The sequence below is a fragment of the Hyphomonas johnsonii MHS-2 genome, assembly GCF_000685275.1.
Taxonomy (GTDB): domain Bacteria; phylum Pseudomonadota; class Alphaproteobacteria; order Caulobacterales; family Hyphomonadaceae; genus Hyphomonas; species Hyphomonas johnsonii.
Window position 1 is genome coordinate 307,385 of the sequence record NZ_ARYK01000004.1, and the last position, 21,890, is coordinate 329,274.

27 protein-coding genes are annotated in these 21,890 nt (G+C 65.1%); 14 read left to right on the plus strand and 13 right to left on the minus strand.

The window, feature by feature from the left end:
• Nucleotides 1–8: 8 nt before the first annotated feature.
• From HJO_RS10245 to HJO_RS10275, 7 genes are all read right to left on the minus strand, one after another.
• Nucleotides 9–410 (minus strand): GNAT family N-acetyltransferase, encoded by a 402-nt coding sequence (locus HJO_RS10245; protein WP_035616634.1) that lies wholly within the window; start codon nucleotides 408–410, stop codon nucleotides 9–11.
• A 101-nt stretch (nucleotides 411–511) separates the two neighbouring features.
• On the minus strand, nucleotides 512–1,729 hold the full coding sequence (locus HJO_RS10250) for a hypothetical protein (protein WP_156945566.1): 1,218 nt from the start codon (nucleotides 1,727–1,729) through the stop codon (nucleotides 512–514).
• An 82-nt stretch (nucleotides 1,730–1,811) separates the two neighbouring features.
• Nucleotides 1,812–3,218, minus strand: coding sequence for a dihydrolipoyl dehydrogenase (gene lpdA, locus HJO_RS10255; RefSeq protein ID WP_035616636.1), 1,407 nt, complete (start codon nucleotides 3,216–3,218; stop codon nucleotides 1,812–1,814).
• A 91-nt stretch (nucleotides 3,219–3,309) separates the two neighbouring features.
• Complete coding sequence (locus HJO_RS17765; protein WP_051618494.1) at nucleotides 3,310–3,681, minus strand: hypothetical protein; 372 nt, start codon at nucleotides 3,679–3,681, stop codon at nucleotides 3,310–3,312.
• An 82-nt stretch (nucleotides 3,682–3,763) separates the two neighbouring features.
• The gene (locus HJO_RS10265) at nucleotides 3,764–4,417 is read right to left on the minus strand and encodes a hypothetical protein (protein ID WP_035616641.1); all 654 of its coding nucleotides are present in this window, start codon (nucleotides 4,415–4,417) and stop codon (nucleotides 3,764–3,766) included.
• Between the two features lie 79 nt (nucleotides 4,418–4,496).
• A complete protein-coding gene (locus tag HJO_RS10270) occupies nucleotides 4,497–4,970 on the minus strand; it encodes a hypothetical protein (protein WP_035616643.1) in 474 nt (157 codons plus the stop codon).
• Between the two features lie 116 nt (nucleotides 4,971–5,086).
• The gene (locus HJO_RS10275; protein ID WP_035616644.1) at nucleotides 5,087–5,812 is read right to left on the minus strand and encodes a glutathione S-transferase family protein; all 726 of its coding nucleotides are present in this window, start codon (nucleotides 5,810–5,812) and stop codon (nucleotides 5,087–5,089) included.
• 93 nt (nucleotides 5,813–5,905) lie between these two features.
• On the opposite strand from HJO_RS10275, the gene HJO_RS10280 reads away from it, so the two are divergent.
• A complete protein-coding gene (locus tag HJO_RS10280; RefSeq protein WP_035616645.1) occupies nucleotides 5,906–6,598 on the plus strand; it encodes a helix-turn-helix transcriptional regulator in 693 nt (230 codons plus the stop codon).
• A gap of 1 nt (nucleotide 6,599) precedes the next feature.
• On the opposite strand, the gene HJO_RS10285 is transcribed toward HJO_RS10280, so the two are convergent.
• On the minus strand, nucleotides 6,600–7,178 hold the full coding sequence (locus tag HJO_RS10285; RefSeq protein ID WP_035616804.1) for a methylated-DNA--[protein]-cysteine S-methyltransferase: 579 nt from the start codon (nucleotides 7,176–7,178) through the stop codon (nucleotides 6,600–6,602).
• Nucleotides 7,179–7,298: 120 nt separating this feature from the next.
• Between HJO_RS10285 and HJO_RS10290 the strand changes: the two genes are divergently transcribed.
• Genes HJO_RS10290 through HJO_RS10300 form a run of 3 tightly spaced genes read left to right on the plus strand, consistent with a single transcriptional unit; the run spans nucleotide 7,299 to nucleotide 9,332 of the window.
• Nucleotides 7,299–8,069 carry an SDR family oxidoreductase gene (locus HJO_RS10290; protein ID WP_035616646.1) on the plus strand — a complete coding sequence of 257 codons (771 nt, stop codon included), beginning with the start codon at nucleotides 7,299–7,301 and terminating at the stop codon, nucleotides 8,067–8,069.
• Between the two features lie 30 nt (nucleotides 8,070–8,099).
• Complete coding sequence (locus HJO_RS10295) at nucleotides 8,100–8,903, plus strand: Cif family virulence factor (RefSeq protein ID WP_035616647.1); 804 nt, start codon at nucleotides 8,100–8,102, stop codon at nucleotides 8,901–8,903.
• A 57-nt stretch (nucleotides 8,904–8,960) separates the two neighbouring features.
• Nucleotides 8,961–9,332 (plus strand): VOC family protein, encoded by a 372-nt coding sequence (locus HJO_RS10300; RefSeq protein ID WP_035616649.1) that lies wholly within the window; start codon nucleotides 8,961–8,963, stop codon nucleotides 9,330–9,332.
• On the opposite strand, the gene HJO_RS10305 is transcribed toward HJO_RS10300, so the two are convergent.
• Complete coding sequence (locus HJO_RS10305; RefSeq protein ID WP_241764722.1) at nucleotides 9,322–10,563, minus strand: MFS transporter; 1,242 nt, start codon at nucleotides 10,561–10,563, stop codon at nucleotides 9,322–9,324. The genes HJO_RS10300 and HJO_RS10305 overlap by 11 nt on opposite strands.
• Nucleotides 10,564–10,721: 158 nt before the next feature.
• On the opposite strand from HJO_RS10305, the gene HJO_RS10310 reads away from it, so the two are divergent.
• Genes HJO_RS10310 through HJO_RS10325 form a run of 4 tightly spaced genes read left to right on the plus strand, consistent with a single transcriptional unit; the run spans nucleotide 10,722 to nucleotide 12,429 of the window.
• Nucleotides 10,722–11,015, plus strand: a complete 294-nt coding sequence (locus HJO_RS10310; RefSeq protein WP_035616651.1) for a YggT family protein — start codon at nucleotides 10,722–10,724, stop codon at nucleotides 11,013–11,015.
• Nucleotides 11,016–11,018: 3 nt separating this feature from the next.
• Nucleotides 11,019–11,300: a DUF167 family protein gene (locus tag HJO_RS10315; RefSeq protein ID WP_035616652.1), complete on the plus strand. Its 282-nt coding sequence runs from the start codon at nucleotides 11,019–11,021 to the stop codon at nucleotides 11,298–11,300.
• Nucleotides 11,297–12,184 (plus strand): bifunctional methylenetetrahydrofolate dehydrogenase/methenyltetrahydrofolate cyclohydrolase FolD, encoded by an 888-nt coding sequence (folD, locus tag HJO_RS10320; RefSeq protein WP_035616653.1) that lies wholly within the window; start codon nucleotides 11,297–11,299, stop codon nucleotides 12,182–12,184. The genes HJO_RS10315 and folD overlap by 4 nt, the downstream gene beginning before the upstream one ends.
• Nucleotides 12,181–12,429 (plus strand): HNH endonuclease, encoded by a 249-nt coding sequence (locus HJO_RS10325; protein ID WP_035616654.1) that lies wholly within the window; start codon nucleotides 12,181–12,183, stop codon nucleotides 12,427–12,429. The genes folD and HJO_RS10325 overlap by 4 nt, the downstream gene beginning before the upstream one ends.
• An 86-nt stretch (nucleotides 12,430–12,515) precedes the next feature.
• Here the strand turns inward: HJO_RS10325 and soxR are convergent, their stop codons facing one another.
• Nucleotides 12,516–12,989, minus strand: coding sequence for a redox-sensitive transcriptional activator SoxR (soxR, locus tag HJO_RS10330; RefSeq protein WP_035616656.1), 474 nt, complete (start codon nucleotides 12,987–12,989; stop codon nucleotides 12,516–12,518).
• Between the two features lie 113 nt (nucleotides 12,990–13,102).
• Here soxR and HJO_RS10335 point away from each other — a divergent pair, with 113 nt between their 5' ends.
• A complete protein-coding gene (locus HJO_RS10335) occupies nucleotides 13,103–13,486 on the plus strand; it encodes a VOC family protein (protein WP_035616657.1) in 384 nt (127 codons plus the stop codon).
• 65 nt (nucleotides 13,487–13,551) lie between these two features.
• Here the strand turns inward: HJO_RS10335 and HJO_RS10340 are convergent, their stop codons facing one another.
• Both HJO_RS10340 and HJO_RS10345 read right to left on the minus strand, forming a co-directional pair.
• A complete protein-coding gene (locus tag HJO_RS10340) occupies nucleotides 13,552–13,782 on the minus strand; it encodes a hypothetical protein (protein ID WP_035616658.1) in 231 nt (76 codons plus the stop codon).
• 71 nt (nucleotides 13,783–13,853) lie between these two features.
• Nucleotides 13,854–15,002 carry a citrate synthase family protein gene (locus HJO_RS10345; RefSeq protein WP_035616659.1) on the minus strand — a complete coding sequence of 383 codons (1,149 nt, stop codon included), beginning with the start codon at nucleotides 15,000–15,002 and terminating at the stop codon, nucleotides 13,854–13,856.
• 88 nt (nucleotides 15,003–15,090) lie between these two features.
• On the opposite strand from HJO_RS10345, the gene HJO_RS10350 reads away from it, so the two are divergent.
• Nucleotides 15,091–16,182, plus strand: a complete 1,092-nt coding sequence (locus tag HJO_RS10350) for a citrate synthase/methylcitrate synthase (RefSeq protein ID WP_035616660.1) — start codon at nucleotides 15,091–15,093, stop codon at nucleotides 16,180–16,182.
• Between the two features lie 4 nt (nucleotides 16,183–16,186).
• Here HJO_RS10350 and secA read toward each other — a convergent pair whose 3' ends face one another.
• Nucleotides 16,187–18,919 (minus strand): preprotein translocase subunit SecA, encoded by a 2,733-nt coding sequence (gene secA / locus HJO_RS10355; RefSeq protein WP_035616661.1) that lies wholly within the window; start codon nucleotides 18,917–18,919, stop codon nucleotides 16,187–16,189.
• Between the two features lie 238 nt (nucleotides 18,920–19,157).
• On the opposite strand from secA, the gene HJO_RS10360 reads away from it, so the two are divergent.
• Genes HJO_RS10360 through HJO_RS10375 form a run of 4 tightly spaced genes read left to right on the plus strand, consistent with a single transcriptional unit; the run spans nucleotide 19,158 to nucleotide 21,890 of the window.
• A complete protein-coding gene (locus tag HJO_RS10360; RefSeq protein ID WP_051618496.1) occupies nucleotides 19,158–20,057 on the plus strand; it encodes a peptidylprolyl isomerase in 900 nt (299 codons plus the stop codon).
• A complete protein-coding gene (gene argJ, locus HJO_RS10365; protein WP_035616662.1) occupies nucleotides 20,054–21,304 on the plus strand; it encodes a bifunctional glutamate N-acetyltransferase/amino-acid acetyltransferase ArgJ in 1,251 nt (416 codons plus the stop codon). Before HJO_RS10360 ends, argJ begins: the two co-directional genes overlap by 4 nt.
• Nucleotides 21,301–21,702: an 8-oxo-dGTP diphosphatase MutT gene (gene mutT / locus HJO_RS10370; protein ID WP_035616663.1), complete on the plus strand. Its 402-nt coding sequence runs from the start codon at nucleotides 21,301–21,303 to the stop codon at nucleotides 21,700–21,702. The genes argJ and mutT overlap by 4 nt, the downstream gene beginning before the upstream one ends.
• Nucleotides 21,702–21,890, plus strand: a complete 189-nt coding sequence (locus tag HJO_RS10375) for a Flp family type IVb pilin (RefSeq protein ID WP_035616664.1) — start codon at nucleotides 21,702–21,704, stop codon at nucleotides 21,888–21,890. The genes mutT and HJO_RS10375 overlap by 1 nt, the downstream gene beginning before the upstream one ends.

A 21,890-nucleotide genomic window follows, 5' to 3' on the forward strand; every position in this document is an offset into this window, starting at 1 on the left:
TATTCCGATCAGGGGCTGATCAGCCGGATCTGCTTGCCGGGCTGCGCGGGCTTCGCCTCCACCATCACGCGCCAGCCCATCGCCTCATAGGCGTCGCGGGCCGCCACGTTCTGGGCATCCACATCCAGGATCAGCGGGCGTCCCGCTTCCGTCCGCGCAACTTCGAGCAGGCCGCGACCGACACCGCAAAGCCGCCAGTCGGCGTGCACGAACAAATGGTCGACATAGCCTGATGCGGGATTGAGGGTCAGGAAGGCGATGGTTCCGGCCTGCGGTTCTTCTGCGACAAGCACCTGCGCATTGGCCAGTGCCGCCTGCAGGGCAGGCAGGTAGTTCTGCCAGTCGCCCCGCCACGGGAACGCCCTGAGCGCATCCCGGAAAATGCGCAGGCACGTAACCCGGTCGTCCATCCTGAACGGCCTGATGCTCCATCCGGCTCCGGCATGCCTGTACATGCCGGGCAGACTAAGGAAAGGCGGCGCCCACGTCCAGCCGGAAGGCGACGCAAAAATCAGTCGGCAGAGCAGGGGGTCAGCTGGATGCGGCCATTGCCACTGATGGATTGCATCAGGCCCATCGAAAGGAAGTTCCTGAAATAGGTTTCAGAGATCGAATCCTTGGCATCCTGTGTCGCCCTGGCCCGTTCGGCGGGCGGGAGGGTTTCAATCAGGGCAACCTGTTCAGCATACAGGTCCGTGACGTCGCCGACGCCGATACGCGCCGACTCTTCGTCCCACTCGCCGCCATCTTCGGCGATGATGACGTGGGGGGCGTCACTGTCGCCCGCCATCATGCTGCGGAACATCAATACCCAGCCCACGCTCTCAGGATTTCCCAGGCGAAACTTTTCAACGAAGGTCAATTCGTGCGTCATCGCTCCGAACGAATCCTCGGTCTCTTCGGACTTTGAGTGCGCGTCGGCGGTCTTGAGGACCAGTGTGTCGCGGGTGCACGAATCATCGCCAATGGCGCTGTAGGCCCGGATATCACCCACGGTTGCTTCAAATGCGTTCTTTTCCGCGATGAGCCCCGCGGCGACGGCCTTGCCGAACGCTTCGGTCAGCTCGATCATCACCTTCACGGTCGGGGCATTTCCCTCCAGTTCAGGCGGCACAGGACGGCAGGGTTTGCCATTCGAGGGGCGCTCGCGGCAGGCCAGTGTGACCGTCTTGTCCGCCAGTGTTTCCAGCGGGTTGCCGACTTCCCAATAGCCGTAGCCCTTGGACTCCTGAATACGCGCGATCTCCTTGTCCAGCACCGTGCGTTCCTCCGGCGTGTAGTGGAACACCTCGCCCCACCGCAGGCTTCCCAGGACATCGACATGCGCAATCATGCGCCAGTACTGGTCCATCACGAACATGGTGACCTTGTGTTCCTGGGGCGGGGCGGTGCCGTCCGGCTGCTTGCAGGCAAAGCCGCTGGCGCTGGCTGTGGCTTGCGCCAGCGCGGCGTCCACCTGGCCGCGGACGTCTGGCGCAACCATGGCTTTCAGGTCGGCTGCCTTCATGCCCAGCATCGATTCCGCTGCCAGCACATACATCGGATCGGTCCAGTCGCACTTCTTGGCCACCGCCGTGGCCTGCGCCATGGTCGACAGGTCTGCGAGGATGGCATTCGGATTCGGCGCCGCGGCCGGCGCGTTGCCCGGGGCTGGCGCCTGGGCAAATACCGGCGTGGCCATCAAGGCCAGCCACACAGCTGCGATCGAAAATCGTGCACGTCGAATCATTGAAACACCCCCACAACATGTTCCGCGCGATTCTATTCGCATTTCGCGGCCGAACACCAGCCCTGTTTGGGCAGGCGCCAGCCTACATCTGCATCGTCCAGCCCTCGACGCCCATTGCCGCCTGACGGACAGCTTCCGACAGGGTCGGGTGGGCGTGGCTGGTGCGCGCGACATCTTCCGACGCGGCGCCGAATTCCATCGCGACGCAAATCTCGGCGATCATCTCGCCGACGCCAACGCCGATCATGTGCGCGCCGAGAATCCGGTCCGTACCTTTTTCCGCGAGGATTTTCACGAAGCCGACCGTTTCATGATTGGTCCGGGCACGGGAGTTGGCCATGAACGGAAACTTGCCTTTCACATAGTCGACACCGGCGGCTTTCAGTTCTTCCTCGTTCTGGCCGACCCAGGCGATTTCCGGGTTGGTGTAAACAACGCTCGGCACGAGGTTGTAGTCGACATGGCCCGCCTTGCCGGCGATCAGTTCGGCGACGGCCGTGCCGTCATCCTCGGCCTTGTGCGCCAGCATCGGGCCGGGGATACAGTCCCCGACGGCCCAGACGCCGTCTGCTACCTTGAACTGGCCTTCCACGGGCTGGATCACACCGCGCTTGTCAGGGCTGACGCCAATGCTTTCGAGGCCAAGGCCCTCCGTGTACGGGCGGCGCCCGACGGCAACGATCACGACATCGGCATCGATCGTCTCGCTGTCACCACCCTTGGCGGGCTCCATGCTCAGCTTCAGCTTGCTCTTGAGTTTCTCGACGCCGGTGACCTTCATGCCCAGGCGAAATTCGAGGCCCTGCTTCTTGAAGGTCTTCTGGGCTTCCTTGGCCACTTCCGCATCGGCGGGCGGCAGGATGCGGTCGAGATATTCGACAACCGTGACTTCCGAACCCAGCCGCGCCCAGACCGAGCCCATCTCAAGCCCGATCACGCCCGCGCCGATCAGCACGAGCCGCTTCGGCACGGCGGTCAGCGACAATGCGCCTGTATTCGTGACAACACGCTCTTCGTCGATCTCGATGCCGGGCAGGCTGGTCGGCTCGGACCCTGTGGCGATGACGATATTCTTCGTTTCGAGGACTGTCGTCTTGCCGTCAGCGGCGGTGACTTCCACCTTGCCCTTGCCGACAATCTTGCCCTTGCCGTGAATGCGATCGACCTTGTTCTTCTTGAGCAGGAATTCGACGCCCTTGGTGAGGCCTTCGACGGCTTCTTCCTTCTGGGCCATCATCGTGGGCAGGTCGAGTTCCAGCTTGCCGACCTTGATGCCCATGCCGGCAAAATCGTTCTGCGCCGACGCATACATCTGCGACGCGTGCAGCAGGGCCTTTGACGGGATGCAACCCACGTTCAGGCAGGTGCCGCCCAATTTGCTGTGCATCTCGATACAAGCGGTCTTCAGGCCAAGCTGGCCGGCGCGGATCGCGCAATTGTAGCCGCCGGGGCCGCCACCGATAATGACGACATCATAGGTCTCTGACATGGGAAATTCTGCCTTGCTGAAGGGGCCCTAGGGCGAGAGCCTGCAACCTAGGCATTTTGAATGCGAAATCAATGCGGCGGCTGACGCGCGCTCAGGCTTTTCCGCGTTTGAACACAAACAGGGCAATCACGAGTGCCGCCATCACACCGGCGAACGCGGCTTCGTCGATCCACAACTTGCTGGCCGCGCCGGACGCCGCCATCAGGACCGGCAGGAGGAGGAAAAGGAAAGTGCCCGTTCCGGCAACCAGGGCCCCGCCTTTGCGGCTGGTTGCTGCCAGCAGCCCGCCAATCACGACAAGGGCTGTCGAGAGCAGGCGGATCAGGCTGGTCGGCGGTTCGAACAGGGCGTCGGCAAGGCCGCTGCCCCGGCTTGTGATCATGATGACCGCCGACAGGCCGCCCCAGAACAACCATCCGCCGATCAGGACCAGCGCGAGGCCGGCATATGTCCGGATCGTCATTGCAGCTCGCCTCCCTTGAACCCTGTCACAAACCTATTCCGAAGCGCGCGAGTGGGCAATCACAAAACGCCCCGCCGCGCCGCTAGACCAGGCGGATCGTGCGCGGCTGGGCGCGCTTCGCCTGCATGCGCTTGCCATGGGCGGCAAAACTGGCGCGCTGGCGGGCAATCGCTGCCGGAACGAATACCGGTTTCGGACGGGTCGCATGGCCACGCACGATTGCCACTTGCGGTACAGCGTCGGGTTCCGGCGCAGGGGCCGGTTCGGCTGCCACGGCCGGCTCGGCGGCCATGTCGGCCCCCACCGGCACGACGACCGGCTTGCGCTTGCGCAATTCATAAACGGCGCTGAGCAGCAACAGCGCGGCAACACCGGCGCCGGCGACGGTGCCTTCGGCCGCGCTCGGGTCGCGCCACCAGCCATCCTCGAAGCTGACAAGGAAAATCGTCGGGAATCCGGCAGCCAGGCCCATGATGTACCACAGCACACCGCCGGGGCGGCGCCCGGAAATCATTGCGGCCGCTGCATAGAAACACAGCGCCGCCAGCAGGTAGGGCGCGCCATAGGCAATGCCCAGGGCGCGCCAGTCGACCCGGTCGAGGCCGCCGGCAATGTCGCCGTCCACCATCCAGCTGACCGCCATCATGATCGATGGCCAGCGCACGGCTGTCAGCGCGCCAAAGGCAAAGGCGATGGCATACAGCGTGATCAGGGCGGCGATGAGCTTTCGGAGCATGCCCACCGTTAACACGGCGTCGGTTTATGCTGGCTGAATGGCATGTTGGAAATTTGATGGATCGGGCGGTTTTCGCGGCCTAATCTGCCTGTGACATCATCAGCACGGCCGGCAGGAAATTGACGGCGGCCTGCAACAGGAAGGTCATCACAAACCCGTCGAGATTGGATTTCAGCTGCCAGGCCAGGAATGTCAGGCAGAACATGAAATAGGGCCAGGCGAAGATCATCCCGCCCTGTATCCCGGCGATCAGGCTGAAAAACACGATGAACGCGGCCGTGGCGAGGCCCGCCGCGTGCCAATAGGTCGGCGTGATCCGCCGGGTGCCTGCCACCACGCCCCACACCATCAGGGTCGAAATCAGCGGCCAGACGATGACCAGCCCGAAAAAGGGCGGCGGCGCAGCGGCCTCACCGGCGGTCTGCGGCGTCGGGAAGAGCAGCACGGCGAGCGTGGCGAACACGATCGTTCCGGCCACCGTCGCGAGATAGGCCCACAGCAGGTAAAGCGGCCGTGGCCCGTCGGTCCGCGTCATGAATGCCAGATACTTCATCGCCCCGCCTGGTCCCCCACCTTGGCAAATGCCCGCATGCGCGCCAGCGCACACGGGCTATAAGGGTATAGGCGTGACGCAAACGCAATCCGGGTCAGATGGCGCCTGCCTCGGGGTCAGGCCATTTCGGGTACGGGCCAACGGTTCTTCGTGAAATATTTCGCCTTCATCCTGTCCATGTAGCCGACAAGGTTCGTGTGGTCGCGCACGAGGCCTGTCAGCGGCGTGTCGAAGAATTCCGTGGCGCATGAGATCAGCACCGCTGACACGCTCGCATCGGCCACCGTGGGTTCGTCGCCGAACAGGTATCGCTGGCCCGCCAGCTGGATTGCGATGGCCTGCAGGTCCCAGGCCGCCAGCTGCATGCGCTCTGCCTCGGTATGCCGGCCCATGCCGCGGGCATATTGCCCCGCCGCGATGCCCTCGCGCACCTCCTTCATCACGCCGGCGCGGGCAGGCTCGGGCACGTCACTGAAAAAGGCCGCCGGGCCCTTGAAGAAATTGTCGTCCTTCAGCCAGCGTTCCATCGCCATGACCGTGGCAAGGTGGTCCTCGGCCATGCGCTCCAGCGCCCAGCTGGTCACGCTGTCCTCGTCGCTGAGCCCGGCAGCGAGCGAGCGGCCAAGCTTCTTCTCGAAATGCGCGCGGATGAAATTGCTGTCCTGGACCAGCAGGTCGCCGTCCATGACATAAGGCGCCTTGTGCTTGGGCACGGCGTCGAGGTCGGCCACGGCACGATCAAAGGCGACGCCCAGCATCTGCAGCTGGATCTCGGTCTTCATCACATAGGGGCTGGGCGAGGGGCAATCGAACTGCGGGCCCCATCCGTAAAGCGTGATCATTGTCAGTCTCCGTATCACTGGTTGCGATAGGGGCTTGATACACGGCGCCTGCTGACAGCATGGTGTCAGCAGTGTGGCAGTAGGGTCGAAAACATGAGACGCACCGAACGCCTGTTCCAGATCATCCAGGTCCTGCGCCGCCACCGAGCGCCGGTCACCGGCCAGGCGCTCGCCGAGGAACTCGAAGTGTCGCTGCGCACGCTCTACCGCGACATGGCCGAACTGATCGCCCAGCGCGTGCCGATCCGCGGTGAGGCCGGCACCGGCTATGTTCTGGAAGACGGCTACGACATGCCGCCGCTGATGCTGACGGCGGACGAACTGGAGGCCGCCGTCCTCGGTGCGCAATGGGTCGCGGCGCGTGGCGATGCCGCGCTGTCACGAGGTGCCCGCGACCTGATCGCCAAGCTCACCGTTGCCGTTCCGCGTGAACTGCAGCCCGTCATTGTCGATTCCGGTCTCGCGCCGGTCAGCTATCGCCACCGCCCGAAGGACAGCTTCGACGTTGCGCTGGTGCGCCAGTCGATTCGTGGACAGACAAAGCTCGCGCTCGACTATGCTGACGAGTCCGGCAATGTCACACGCCGCATCGTCTGGCCTTTCCTGCTGGCCTATTGGGATGAAGTCCGCCTGATCTGCGCCTGGTGCGAGCTGCGCCAGGACTTCCGTCATTTCCGCACTGACCGGGTTCGCCGGGCCGAAACGCTTGGCCGGTTTCCGGAACGCATCACGACGCTCCGCCGCAAATGGGAAACCCAGCGCCTGCAGGAACGCGACAAGGCCTGACTCAGTCAAACAACCCCGGCAGCATCGGCGCCGCGCCGTCTGCGTCACACTTTTCCAGCTGCAGCATCAGTCGCTTTGTTGCCCGCCCGCCAAAGGCCGAGAAGCCGCCGATCTTGCCGGAGGCGGCCAGCACGCGGTGGCAGGGCACGACAAGGGGCCAGGGGTTCTTCCCCATCACCGCACCAATTGCCCGCGCCGCGCCCGGGTCGCCGATGTCGCGCGCCAGGGCGCCATAACTCGTCGTCTCGCCCCACATGACCTTGCGCAGGGCATCATAGACGCTCGCCCGGAACGCATTGATCCGGCGCGTGTCGAGCGTGACGTCGGAAAAGTCGACGGCTTCACCACTGAAATAACGCTGCATGCCCTCGCCGCAGGCCGCGATGTCGCGTGGCAGCGCGTCGGTCCAGGCGGCTGCGCAGGTGCGCCCCAGCCGTGCCTCGGTCGCGGCCTCGGACGCTTCAGGCAATTGCACGCTGATGATGCCCGCATCTGTCCAGGCCAGTCCGCACGCGCCGATGGCCGTGTCGAACAGGTGGAAATGGGCTTCTGCCCGGTCCGGCCCCGCATCCCGTGTCATGCCTGCGAGGATCGCGCCGAAAGACACATCGGATCAAGTCACGTTCCTTGAAATATTGCCATTGGCTGCCCCGGAGGCACCCTGCTAGGGATGAGACAAGAAAAGCGAGAGGAAAGAATTATGGGAAGAGTTGACGGCAAGATGGCGCTGGTCACCGGCGGTGCGCAGGGGCTTGGCGAAGCAATTGGCAAGATGCTCGCGAAAGAGGGCGCCAAGGTCACGCTGACCGATGTGAACGGCGCGGGCGCCGACAAGGTCGCGGCCGAGATCAATGCTCTCCACGGCGCCGGCACGGCCTTCGCCTTCCAGCATGACGTCACCGACGAGGCGCGCTGGCAGGAGGTGCTGAATGCCGCGCACGACGCGATGGGCGGTCTCAACATTCTCGTCAACAATGCCGGCATCGGTTCGCTCGGCAGTGTCGAGGACGAGAACTACGAGATGTTCAAGACGGTCCAGACGGTGGATGTCGATTCCATCTTCCTCGGCTGCAAGTACGCGATTCCCCTGATGCGCGCTCACGGCCTCGGCTCGATCATCAACATCTCGTCCATTGCCGGCATCATCGCCAGTGCGAACTACGTCTCGTACAACACGGCCAAGGCCGCCGTGCGGCACATTTCGAAATCCATCGCCCTGCATTGCGCGAAAGGCGGCCAGATCCGCTGCAACTCGGTGCACCCGGTCTTCATCAACACCCCGATCCTCGACCGCACCAAGGAAATGTTCGGCGAGGAAGAAGCCCTCGCCAAGCTTGGCCGCCAGATTCCCCTCGGCAAGGTCGGTGAGCCCGACGACATCGCCTATGCGGTGCTCTATCTCGCCAGCGACGAGAGCAAGCTGGTGACCGGGATCGAACTCAAGGTGGATGGCGGCATCAGCGCGATGTAAGGTCGCGTCTCCATCCAGGAGGAGACGCGAATGGTCCGGACGATATTCGCCGCTGCGGCGGCCTGCTTCATCACCGGCTGCGTGACTGCGCCGGACCCGGCAGCCATCGTTGCCGCCGAGCGCGCCTTCGCGGCGGATGGATACGCGACAGGCATCAAGGCCTCCTTCATGGCCCATGCCGCGCCGGATGCGGTGATCTTCGCGCCGGGGCCGGTCAACGTGCATGCTCATTTCGGCGCCCAGCCGGATGCAGCACCAGACCCGTCGCGCCCGCATCTCGTCTGGTGGCCGCTCTGGGCCGGCATCTCGGCTTCGGACGACGTGGGTTTCACCAGCGGGCCCTACGCCTATGATGACGATCGGCGCGGGTATTATTTCACCATCTGGCAGAAGCAGGCAGGCGGCGACTGGAAATGGGTGCTGGATGCCGGCGTGGAGGCTGATGCGTCTGCCGCGCCGGGCCCGGGCAGCATGGTTCAGGCCCTGCCGGTTGCCACTTCCGGGTCGGTGTCGGCCGATACGGCCTTTTCGGACGTCATGAAGCTGGAAGCGGCCGGGACGGGTGAATATGCGCCGACGGCACGCCTGCATGCGCCAGGACTCGCCCCTGCCACTGACGCGGCGTCGCGCCAGGCCGCGCGCGCGGCGCGCCCGGCAGGCATCGCTCTCACGCCCCTCGGCGGCGGCGCCTCGGGGGCGGGTGATCTGGTCTGGACCTATGCCGAGGCGACATGGGGCGATGCGGCCGCGCCAGGCGGCTATCTCGTGCATGTCTGGCAGAAGCACCAAACCGGCTGGAAAATCGTGTTCGACGAGCTCGTTCCGGCGCAATAGCCGCTTGAACGGATAGAATGTTCATGGTATGTTCTTTTCCTCATTGGGGAGACGAACATGATCGGATATGTGACTTTCGGCACGGCGGATCTCGCCCGCGCCGCGACATTCTATGACGCCATTGCTGCTGAAATGGGCACCAGCCGGATGATGGATTTTGACACGTTCATCGCCTGGGGCACGCCGGGCGGCGCGGCCGGCATCGCTGCAACGCTGCCCTTCGACGGCAAGCCGGCAAGTGTCGGCAATGGCACGATGGTCGCGCTGCAGGCGAAGGACAAGGAACAGGTCCACCGCCTGTACAAGATCGCGCTGACGCATGGCGGCACCGACGAGGGCCCGCCCGGGCCGCGCGGCGACAGCGGCTTCTATGCAGCCTATTTCCGCGATCCGGACGGCAACAAGCTGAACGCCTTCATCATGGGCTGAGCGGGCGGCGGGACGTCACCAGGAACGCATAGACGGCCAGCACGCCAACCACGCTGGCCGATGCAATCAACGGCAGGCTCGGGGTGAACGAATACAGGGTCGCGCCCATCAGCGGCCCGAAAATGAACCCTGCCGGAGGGGCCGCCGCCAGCAAGGCTGCGGCCGATCCCTGCTCCGTGCGGGAGACCGACAGGCTGCCCAACGCGTTGGCTGACGGCACTGCCAGGGCCGCGCCTGTGCCGACGACAAGGAAGCTCAGGCACAGCGCCCAGAACGGGTGGAACAGGTCTGCGCAGACATAGCCGATTGCCACGAGCGCGAGCCCGATCGGCAGGATCCGCCGCGGATCCGGCTTGCGCGGGGCAATATAGCCGAACTGGATGATGATCATCGAGAAGGCGAGGCAGGAAAAGATGATGCCGGTGAACAGGACCGCCGTTTCGCCGGCGGAATTGGCCGGCGTGTCAACGAACTGGTAGCGGTCCTCGATGAACCAGCCGACGGTTTGCTGGATCATGCCGACCGCCATGAAATACACGAACAGGAACACCAGGTGCGGCAGCACGCGGGCATCCATGAGCGCCAGCGGCTTGGGCCTGTGGCTCTCGCGCACCCGGTCCCGGCTGCGGGGCAAGACGAGGGCCAGGATGCAGCCGACACCGATATTCAGGACAATCGTGCCCCACAGCGGCACCAGCGCGCCAAACGGCGCCAGCACGGCCGCCCCGGCCGGTCCCAGGATCGACCCGACACTCATCGCGGCGCCCAGCATGCCCAGCCCGCCGGCCCGGGTCAGCGTGGTCGTCGCGTCCGTCATCGCTGCCATCGACGCCGGTTGCAGGCCGGGCGACAGCAGGCCGAACCAGACCCGCACGAAGGCAAGCAGGAAAAATGTCATCATCCCGGTCATCAGGCCGGACAGCGCCGCATCCAGCGCGAACAGGAAGGCCATGTTGGTCAGGCCCATGGCGAACAATGAGAACACCATGACCCGCTTGCGCCCGACCCGGTCGGCAATGCGGCCCCAGACCGGGATCATCACCGTGTAGATGACGGCGGAGAATGTCAGGATGCCGGCCACTTCGATCTCGGACAGGCCGGCCTGGCGGGCCAGCGGCGCAACGACGACAAAATTGATCGTGAAGCCAGCGCCCATCGCCACCATTGCCAGTGCGATCATGCCCTGCTGCAGGCGCGTCAGCGGTCGCAGGGGCCGTTCCGTGTCTGTCATCGCCGCACACTCCCACCCGGCACGCCTCCAGAGCTAATCTGGCAACCGGCCCTTGCAAACCATGTCGCAGGGTAAAGCGACAGCCACGGCCTTGCGCAGGCCGGTCAATACACCCTATGTGACGTTTCCTGTTCCACGTCGTTCCCGGAGCCTTTTCTATGGCCGCCATCCTTGATGTGATTCTCTTCCTCCTGCGGATCGCCACCTACATAATCATCGTCCAGGCCATCATGTCCTGGCTGGTCGCGTTCAAGGTCCTGTCGATCAGCAACCCGACCGTGCGCAACATCTGGGGTGGCCTCGAACGCATCACCGAGCCGGTCTACGCACCGATCCGGCGGATCCTGCCGCCAATGGGCGGCCTCGACCTGACGCCGATGGCCGTGCTGCTGCTGATCTTCTTCCTTGAGCGGCTGATCGTGCGTTACGCCTACAGCATCGCGCCCTTCTAGGCGATGCACCGCCTGACGGTCCGCGTGCAGCCGAATGCATCGGCCGATCGGATAGAAGGCCCCGAGACAGATGCCGCCGGGCGGCGCTACCTCAAGGTCCGCGTGCGCGCCGTTCCCGAAGACGGCAAGGCCAATGCCGCTGTCGAAAAACTGATCGCCAAGCATCTCGGCCTGCCAAAGTCCGCCGTCAGGGTGGTGACGGGTGGCAAGAACCGGTTAAAAGGCCTCGACATAGACGGGCCGCCGGACATCGCCGGCACATTGACGAGGTTGATGCAGGAATGAGCGCAGGCAGGATTGACGGAACCAGCGTGGCCAAGGGCGTACGGGCGAATGTCGCCGAAGCGGTCGGCGCGCTGCCGGGCCAGCCCGGCCTCGCGGTTGTCCTTGTCGGTGAAGACCCTGCCAGCCAGGTCTATGTCCGGTCCAAGGTCCGCCTCACCGAAGAGGCCGGCATGGTCTCTGTCCACCACCAGCTGCCCGCCACCGCCACACAGGCCGAGGTCGAAGACCTCATCGCCCGGCTCAACGCCGATCCTGCGATTGACGGCATCCTGCTCCAGCTGCCGCTGCCCAAGGGCCTCGACGAGCACAGCGCCATCGAGTGCATCGCCCCGGACAAGGATGTCGATGGCCTCACCGAAACCTCCGCCGGGCGTCTCGTGCTCGGCAAGCCGGGCCTGCGCCCCTGCACGCCGACCGGCTGCGTCATCCTCGCGAAAAGCGCCCTCGGCGACGATCTCTCCGGCAAGCATGTCGTCGTCATCGGGCGCTCGATCCTGGTCGGCAAGCCGGCCGCGCTGCTCTTCCTCGCCGAGAATTGCACCGTGACCATCGCGCACAGCCGCACGGCAGACCTGCCGGCCGTCTGCCGCACGGCCGACATTCTCGTGCCGGCTGTCGGGCGCCCCAACATGGTCAAGGGCGACTGGCTGAAGCCCGGCGCCACGCTCGTCGATGTCGGCATCAACCGCATCCCGGCGCCCGAGAAGGGTGAAGGCAAGACGCGCCTCGTCGGCGATGCCGATTTTGCCAGCTGTGAACCGGTGGCCGCCCATATCACGCCCGTGCCCGGCGGTGTCGGCCCGATGACCATTGCCTGCCTGTTGCGCAACACGGTCCTTGCCGCCTGCGCCCGGCGCGGATGGGATGTGCCGGAGGGCCTGTGAGCCAGGAGTTCGCGCCTCCCGCTACCAAGCTGTTCCAGCGCCTCTGGCAGGCGCAGGGCGGCACGTGCGCCCTCTGCGGCAAGCCGATGCCGTCGACGCGATTCGAAGTCGGCCATGCCACGGTCTGGAAGAAACAGCGCCCGACCTTCGACCATATCCACGCCCTGGCGCGGGGCGGGCCGGATACCGAGGCCAATCTCCAGCTCGCCCATGCCGTCTGCAACCGGCGCAAGGGCAGGGGCTAAAGCGGCGGGCCGGAACCGGGAGGGCCGGTTTTCGGGTACCTGCCGCGACACTCCAGAAATCTGCAGCGCCCGGCTTGCAGGGGGCTCTAGGCCTTCTCTGCCGCCTTCGCTGCGGCGCCCCGCTCCATCACGTAGCGCGGGCCGGGGCCGAGGCGTGCCGCCCGGTCCTCCGGATTGTACAGCGCGCAATTTGACAGTGACAGGCAACCGCACCCGATGCACCCGTCCAGCCGGTCGCGGGTCAGCTGCAGCCGTTCGATCTGCGCGTCCAGCCGTTCGCGGAACCGGGCACTGATCTTCGTCCAGTCGGCCTTGGTCGGCGTGCGCTCCTGCGGCAGGTCCGCCAGCAGGTCGGCAATCTCTGCCACGCTGAACCCGATCTGCTGGGCAATCATCACGAATGACAGGCGCCGCACGTCCGAGCGCAGGAAGCGGCGTTGCCCGCCGGCATTGCGCATCGCCCGGATCAGCCCCTTGTCTTCGTAGAAACGGATGGCGGACACTGACACGCCGGTGCGCGCAGCCAGCTGGCCGATGGGGATCAGGTCAGTCGTTTTCATGCCGGATGAATTAGCAAAGAAATAGCTTGACCTCAAGTAAGGTTTAGGAATTATCAGGGAGGTCCACCAACTGGATGCGGGCGCCTGCCCGCTCAAAGAGAAGGACCAAACCCATGGCCACAGGCACACTCGAACACGTCAACATCACCGTCAGCGACATCGACCGCACCGCGCGCATGCTGGAGCGTATCTTCGGCTGGCATGTCCGCTGGAAGGGCCCGTCCAAGGACAATGGCATCACGGCCCATGTCGGCACCGACAGCGCCTATATCGCGCTCTATTCGACCGGCAAGACCGACGCGCGGGACCAGGCCACCTACCATACGCAAGGCGGCCTCAACCATGTCGGCGTCCTCGTTGACGACCTTGCCGCCGCTGAACGCCGCGTCCTGGACGCCGGGCTCGTCACGCATTCCCACCAGACCTACGATCCCGGCAGCCGCTTCTATTTCCACGACTATGACGATGTCGAATATGAAGTGGTGTCCTATGCCTGAACGCGTCAGGCCCGGCCTCCCAAGGGACGCCGGGCCTGCAATCAGGTTATCGATATCCGGGGCAGTCAGCCGGGTGAGTCATCCGGCCCATCGGCAATGTCCTGGATGACGTCGCCAGTGGTTTCAGCCGTCTCGTTGGCGGCCCTGGCCGCGTTTTCCGGCAGGTTGCCCAGCGCCACGTCCATGCGCGCGCCAGCGCGCTCGAACGAGCCTTCCTGGATGTAGAACACGCCCAGTGTCGCGAGAAAGGCGACGCAGATGACCGCCACGATGGTGGTGAATATGTTCAGGCGCATGGCCGGTTCCTTTCGCGTGTCTGGAATGAACCCTACGCCCTGGCCGGCCGGACGTTCCGCCTGCGTCGCGATCAGGGCGCGCCTGCAGCGGATGGCAGCGGGCCGACATAGCGCGCCCGCGGCCGGATCAGCGATCCGGTCTCGATCTGCTCCATCGCGTGGCCCAGCCAGCCGATCGACCGCCCGATGGCGAAGACGGCGAATGCGGCATCGTCCGGCAGGGAAAAGCGCTGCGCCATCGCGCCGATGGCCAGGTCGACATTCGGTTGTTCGCCGGTCTCTGCCGCGACCGCCGCCTGCAGGGCCGTGGCCGGGCCGGACGGCGTGAACCGCGCCAGCAGTTCGGCGGCGCGCGGGTCGCCGTCCGGGTAGAGCGGGTGGCCGAAACCGGGCAGGGCGCGTCCCTCATCCAGCCGGGCCCGCACGGCCCCCGCCGCACCCAGCGCCGCTGCCTCGAGGAGGAATGTTCCCACTCCCGTCACTGCCCCGCCATGCAGCGGCCCTGACAGGGTCGACAGGCCCGCCAGCGCGCAGGCCGGCAGTGACGCACCGGTCGAGGCGGCCACCCGCGCCGAAAAGGTCGAGGCGTTGAGTTCATGGTCCAGCAGCAGCACAAGTGCGCGGCGCACCATGTCCGCGCCGTCCGCATCCAGGCCCCAGGCCTCGCCCAGCCGCACATGCGCCGGCCCCTCGCCCCGCCCATCGCAGGCGGCATCCACCAGCGTTTCCACCACCGTGGCGGCATCCACCGCCAGCATCGCCCGCGCCCGGCCGCGCGCATGCGGGGCCGCGCCGGCGCGCCGGGCCAGCGCCATGAACAGGCGCGCCTTCAACGGGCCGTGTTCAGCTGGTTGCGGGTCGGATCGCGGGGCATAGTCCGCCGCCCAGAAATGCGCCGCCGCCGATTCCAGCGTGGCCGCCTGCGACAGCGCGATGGCGTCGACGCCCCGGTAGCAGGGCCGGCCATTGGCAATCACGGTCAGCTTCGAGGTCAGCACCGGTTCGCCCCAGGCAATCGTGGCCCGGGCAATTTCGGCCGTCCGCTTCGGTCCGGACCGGCTTGCCGCCAGCCGCTCGACATCCTCGGCGCTGTACAGCGAGCGGCGCGGGTCGTCCGGGTCAGGCCGGGCCTCCAGCCGCCCCCGGCTGACATAGGCATACAGGGTCTGCGGCCTCACGCCGAGCAGGCGGATGGCCTCCGCCGAGTGGATCCACGCCATGAAATGCCTCACATTGATTATATTGATCAAGATTGACGATACACGATCCCGCAGCGATCTCCAGACCTGAAATCAAAGGAGAATACAGATGAGCCAGGGTCTTGATGACGTGATTGCCGCTGAAACCCGCCTGTCATCGGTTGACGGCGCGCGAGGTGTTCTGGTGGTCAAGGGCTTCTCGCTCGACCAGATCGCAGGCCACAAACGGTTCGAGGACGTGGCCTGGCTGCTGCTGGGCGGCCTGATCGACGCCCTGCCGGATGCGGCCACCTTTGCGGCCCGCCTCGGCGCCGCGCGGCGCGAGATCTTCACCCTCGTGCCCTATATTGATGACGCACTGCTCGCCCTGCCACCGATGGACGGCGTGCGCGCGATCATCGCCCGGATCGCGGATGGTGAGGACCTCGTCACGGTGACCCGCCTGCTCGCGGCGCCCGCTGTGCTGCTGCCGGCCTTCCTGCGCCGCCGGCAGGGCCTTGCCCCCATCGCGCCCGACCCGTCCGCCTCCCACGCCGCCGACATGCTCCACATGCTGACAGGCGAGACCCCGCCTGCAGATGTCGCCGGCGCCCTCGACACCTATCTCGTCACGGTTGCCGACCACGGCCTCAATGCCTCGACCTTCGCCGCCCGCGTTGTCGCCTCCACCTGGTCGGGGCTTACGTCATCGGTCCTGGCCGGCCTTGCCGCGCTCAAGGGGCCGCTGCACGGCGGTGCACCCGGGCCGATCATTGCCATGCTGGACGGTATCGCCACGCCGGAGAATGCCGAACCCTGGATCGAGGCGGCGCTGGCGCGCGGCGACCGGCTGATGGGCTTCGGCCACCGCATCTACAAGGTGCGCGACCCGCGCGCGGATGCCCTGAAGGCGGCCGTAAGGCGCATGGCCGCCGGCTCCAGCGTCCTGCCGGGCCGCCTCAAGCTGGCCGAAGCCGTCGAACGGGCCGCCCTCAGGATCCTGCATGATCACAAGCCTGACAGGCCGCTTGATGTGAATGTGGAATTCTACACCGCGCTCCTGCTCGAAGCGCTCGGTTTCCCGGCTGATGCCTTCACGGCGGTGTTTGCCACGGGCCGCACGGCCGGCTGGCTGGCGCATGCCCGCGAGCAGCGCCTCACCGGGCGCTTGATCCGCCCGCAATCAGCCTATGTCGGACCCGCGCCCGCCGAAGCGGCCTGACGGATCAGGCCCGCTGCGGCGCCAGGGCACCATGGCAATGCTTGTACTTCTTGCCGGACCCGCACGGGCAGGGCGAATTGCGCGGCGTGTTCGACCAGTCATCCTCGGCCTGGTGCAGTGCCGGGCCGGGGCTGCCATCACTGACCGGATCGCCGGGTGACATCTCGTTCGTACCGGTATCCGGATCGAGGTGCATTTCGCGCAGCGGCGGCAGGGGCGGTGGCGGGGCAGGGCGTTGCTGTTCGGGCGCCTGCACACGGATATGCATCAGCGAGCGCGTCACGGTGGCGCGCAGCTCGTTCAGCAGGTTGTAGAACAGGTTGAACGCCTCTTCCTTGAACTCGCTCAGCGGATCACGCTGGCCGTAGGACCGCAGGTGGATCACCGAACGCAGCTGGTCGATCTGCTGCAGGTGTTCGCGCCAGCGCAGGTCCAGGACCTGCAGCAGGACCTGTTTCTCGATGCGGCGCATCTGCGCGTCGCCGACCTGTGCGCCAATCGCTTCATAGGCTTTCGTGACATTGTCGCGGATCCGCTCGGCCACTTCCTGGTTGGCGACGCCTTCTTCGGCGGCCCAGTCTGCGACCGGCAGGTCGACGGCCAGGTCGTTGCGCAGGGCCTCCGACAGTCCGGCGAGGTCCCACTGCTCGGCATAAGCCTTTTCGGGCATCGTGCGGGCAACCAGCGCGTCGATGACGTGGTCGCGCATTTCCGTGATTGTTTCGGAGACGTCGTCAGCGCGCATGAATTCCATGCGCTGCTCGAAGATCGCCTTGCGCTGGTCATTGATCACGTCGTCATATTTCAGGACGTTCTTGCGGATCTCGAAATTGCGTTCCTCGATCTTGCGCTGCGAGGTTTCCATCGCCTTGTTCATCCAGGGATGGGTAATGCCCTCGTCTTCCTTGATGCCCAGGCGGCGCATCACGGAATCCATGCGCTCGGCGGCAAAGATCCGCATCAGGTCGTCTTCGATCGAGATGTAGAATTTCGACCGGCCCGGGTCGCCCTGGCGGCCGGTCCGACCGCGCAGCTGGTTGTCGATGCGGCGGCTTTCGTGGCGCTCGGTGCCGAGCACGTACAGGCCGCCCGCGTCGAGTGCGCGCTTCTTCTTGACCTCGATATCGGCCTTGATCTGCGACGTCAGCAGCATCAGCTCGCTCTCGGTCAGTTCGCGGCCGAGCTCTTTTTCTTTCGCGGCCTTTTCCTGCTCGACGCGCATTTCGAAATTGCCGCCCAGCTGGATGTCCGTCCCGCGGCCGGCCATGTTGGTGGCCACGGTGATCGCCCCCGGCACGCCGGCATTGGCGACGATCTGGGCTTCCTGCTCGTGATGGCGCGCATTCAGCACCTTGTGCGGAATCTTGGCGGCCGTCAGCAGGTTGGACAGGATCTCGGATTTCTCGATCGAGGCGGTCCCCAGGAGGATCGGCTGGCCCTTGGCCTGGCACTCCTTCACCTCCTTGACGATCTCGGCATATTTCGCCTTGGCGGTACGGTAGACGACATCATCCTCGTCGATCCGCTTGATCGGCTTGTTGGTCGGCAGGTCGGTGACTTCCAGCTTGTAGATGTCGGCAAATTCGGCCGCTTCGGTCAGCGCCGTACCGGTCATGCCGCCAAGTTTCTTGTACAGGCGGAAATAGTTCTGGAACGTGATCGAGGCCAGTGTCTGGTTCTCGGGCTTGATGTCGACGCGTTCCTTGGCCTCGATGGCCTGGTGCAGGCCTTCCGACAGGCGGCGCCCTTCCATCATCCGGCCGGTGAACTCGTCGATCAGCATCACCTGATCGTCCTTGACGATGTAATCCTTGTCCTTGTTGTACAGCTTGTGCGCGCGCAGCGCCTGGTTGGCATGGTGCACGAACGAGATGTTCGCCGGCTCCCACATCGAACCTTCGAGCAGGCCAAGCTCGGTCAGCCAGGCTTCGATCTTCTCGCTGCCGCTTTCGGAATAGGTTACCGAACGCTGCTTCTCGTCGAGTTCGTAATCCTCGGGCTCGAGGCGTGGCATCAGGTTGTCGAGTGCGATATAGAGTTCAGACCGGTCGTCGGTCGGGCCGGAAATGATCAGCGGCGTGCGCGCCTCATCGATCAGGATCGAGTCGACTTCATCGACGATGGCATAGTGGTGCCCGCGCTGGGCCATCTGCTCCAGCGAGTATTTCATGTTGTCGCGCAGGTAGTCGAAGCCGAACTCGTTGTTCGTGCCATAGGTGATGTCTGCCGCGTAGGCGGCCTTGCGTTCCTCGTCGGAAACACCGTGCACGATGATGCCGGTGGTCATGCCCAGGAAGCCGTAAATGCCGCTCATCCATTCGGCGTCGCGCTTGGCGAGATAGTCGTTGACCGTGACCACGTGCACGCCCTTGCCCTCGAGTGCGTTGAGGTAGACGGCCAGCGTTGCCACGAGGGTCTTGCCCTCACCGGTGCGCATTTCGGCGATCTCGCCATCATGCAGCACCATGCCGCCCATCAACTGGACGTCGAAATGGCGCATGCCGAGGGCCCGGCGCGAGGCTTCGCGGACGACCGCGAAGGCTTCTTCGAGCAGGCTGTCCAGGGTCGCGCCATCGGCGAGGCGCTTGCGGAATTCGACGGTCTTGGCCTTCAGCGCCTGGTCTGACAGGGCCTCCATCATCGGTTCCAGCGCGTTGATCCGGTTGACGCGGGCTCTGAGGGGCTTCAGCTTGCGGTCATTGGCCGAACCAAAAATCTTGCGGGCTACAGAAAGCATGTCAGGCGGCACCAATCGATCTGGGCAGGTAAAAGTGTCATCCCGCCAATTGCCTATGACAGGACATTCGCAGCATCACCCGCAGCGGTTACACTGGCCGAACCCTCTCGACCAGCGTGCGGGTCAGACTTAAGAACGCTGTTATAGTGTGTCAATGCGATGCCATCAGCGATCACGGGAGTATATCGTGCAGTTTTTTAACACGCATAGGGCTGGTTGGGCATGGCTGGCAGCCGCTATGGCCCTGCTTCTGCTGGCTGCCTGCGCCAAGGGCGGGGAAGAGGAAGTGCCGGTCGTGGTCGACGGCGCGGCCGCCGCCACGGTCAACGGCCAGAAAATCTATGTCAGTGATGTCGAATTGGAGGCCGTCGCGCGTGGCCTCATCTCCGCCGGCGAGACGTTCGGCCCGAAGGATGCCAGCTACAAGCTCATCCTCAACCAGCTGATCGACCAGAAGCTGATGGCACAGGAAGCCGTCCGCCGCGGCCTTGACCAGGATCCGGCCTCCCTGCGGCGCCTCGAAATGGCCCGCGAGCGGATTCTCGGCAACCTTCTGGTGGAAGACATGGTCGCCCGCGAAGTGACCGACGAGACCATCGACAGGATGTATGCCGAACAGGCCAGCCTCCAGCAGGCCAATGACGAAGTCTCGATCGCCCACATCCTGGTGGCGACCGAGGCAGAGGCGCAGGACATCTACGACCGGATCCAGGCCGGTGAGAGTTTCGAGAACATGGTGCGCAGCCATTCCACCGACAGCGCAACGCGCATGGAGAATGGCGACCTTGGCTATGTCTCGCCCAATGACCAGCCTGACCCCTTTCCGGTCATGATTGCCGACACGCCGGTCGGCCAGGTGTCGAAGCCGTTCAAGGGCGCCGACGGCTGGCACATCCTGAAGGTCAAGGACCGGCGCACCCGTGCGCCCAAGACACGCGACGAAATGCGGCCTGAAATCGTCACCTTCCTCACGCTCAACCGGATCAGCCAGATCCTGCGCGAACTGCGCACCGAGGCGGTGATCCAGGAAGGCTCGACCGCGTCGGTCACCATTCCGGCCCGCCAGCTCGACATCAGGGAAGACTCCCTGCCACCCGAGCCTGCTCCTGCCGATGCTCCTGAAGGAAACGAATTGTGAAATTGATCCCATCGCCGTTTGCGCCGCCAGCCTTTCCCAGCCTGCCGGCCGTCCGGGGCGTGCGCGCCGCCACCGCCTCACGCGGCTTCTATGCCCGTCGCGGCATCGAACGCGACGACGTGTTCTTGTTTGCCTTCGACGCGGGCACGGCCTGCGCCGGCGTGTTCACCCGGTCGCACACGGCGTCTGCCGATGTCCTCTGGTGCCGTGAGGCGCTGAAACAGGGCGGCGGCACGGCCCGGGCCCTGATCGCCAATTCCGGCAATTCGAACGCCTTTACCGGCCCGAAGGGCGTCGAGAAGAATGACGCCACCCTGAAGGCCCTCGCGGCCAGCCTCAACGTGCCGCGCGAGTCCTGTTTCCTGGCCGCCACAGGCGTGATCGGCGAACCGCTGGCAGACCCGAACTATGTCGGCGCCATCGTGCCGGACCTGGAACAGCGCCTCGGCGCGCCGGACTGGGAGGCCTGCGCGCGGGCCTTCATGACCACCGACACCTATCCCAAGGCGTCCGGCCGCACCGTGGACCTGGCCGGCGCGCCGACCCGGTTTGCCGGCATTGCCAAGGGCTCCGGCATGATCGCGCCCAACATGGCGACCATGCTGGCCTATGTCTTCACCGACGCGGCGGTCGCCCCGGACGTGCTGCAGGCCCTGCTGGAAGAGATTGCCGACGAGACGTTCAATGCGATCACGGTCGACGGCGATACCTCGACATCCGACACGCTGATGGTGTTCGCCACCGGCGCCAATCGCGAGCCGGTCATCGCCAGCCGCGACGACGCGCGGTTTGCCGCCTTCGCGGCGGCCCTGCATGCCACCTGCCTCGACCTCGCCCTGCAGGTCGTCAAGGACGGGGAAGGGGCCAGCAAGTTCGTCACCGTCCGCGTCGAAGGGGCCGTATCGCGCCTCTCGGCCAAGACCATCGCCTGCCACATCGCCAATTCACCGCTGATCAAGACCGCCATGGCGGCTGGCGACGCCAATTGGGGCCGCGTGGTCATGGCGGTTGGCAAGTCGCTGGAACCGATCAGCCAGGAGCGCCTGTCGATCTGGTTCGATGGTGTCCTCGTTGCCGAGAATGGCGCGCGCGCACCCGGTTATGACGAGGCGGCGGCCAGCGCCGTGTTCGCGCAGCCGGAATTCACCATCCGGGTCGACGTCGGGGTCGGCGAGTGCGCCACCCAGGTCTGGACCTGCGATCTCACCCACGGCTATGTCGACATCAACGGTGCCTACCGGACATGACACGCCCGCTGGTGCTGGTCGTCGCGGCGGCGCTTTACGATTCGGAAGGCCGGATACTTCTCGCCCAGCGCCCGGCCGGCAAGGCAATGGCCGGTCTCTGGGAATTCCCGGGCGGCAAGGTCGAGGCCGGCGAGACGCCCGAGCATGCCCTGGTGCGCGAACTGCGCGAGGAATTGGCGATCATGGTTGACGAATCCTTGCTCGAACCCCTCACTTTCACGAGTTTTGCCTATCCTGACTTTCACCTTTTGATGCCACTCTACAGGTGTTGTGCCTGGTCCGGCGAACCGCAACCTGCTGAAGGGCAATCGCTTGCCTGGGTCGCGCCAAGGGATTTGCATGACTATCCGGCGCCTGCGGCAGACATTCCGCTGTTCGATGTGCTCTCGGATAACTGATGGGAGACAGAGCGGTGCTGGGAACACTTTTTTCGCGATACGCCTCCGACGAAGGGGGCGCAACGGCCATCGAATACGGGCTTCTGCTGGCCCTGATGGCGCTCGCGCTGATCAGCGGTATCGGCTCGCTCGGCGAAGCGACCGGCGATTCCTTCCAGAACACCAACGATTCCATCGAATCCGCCTAG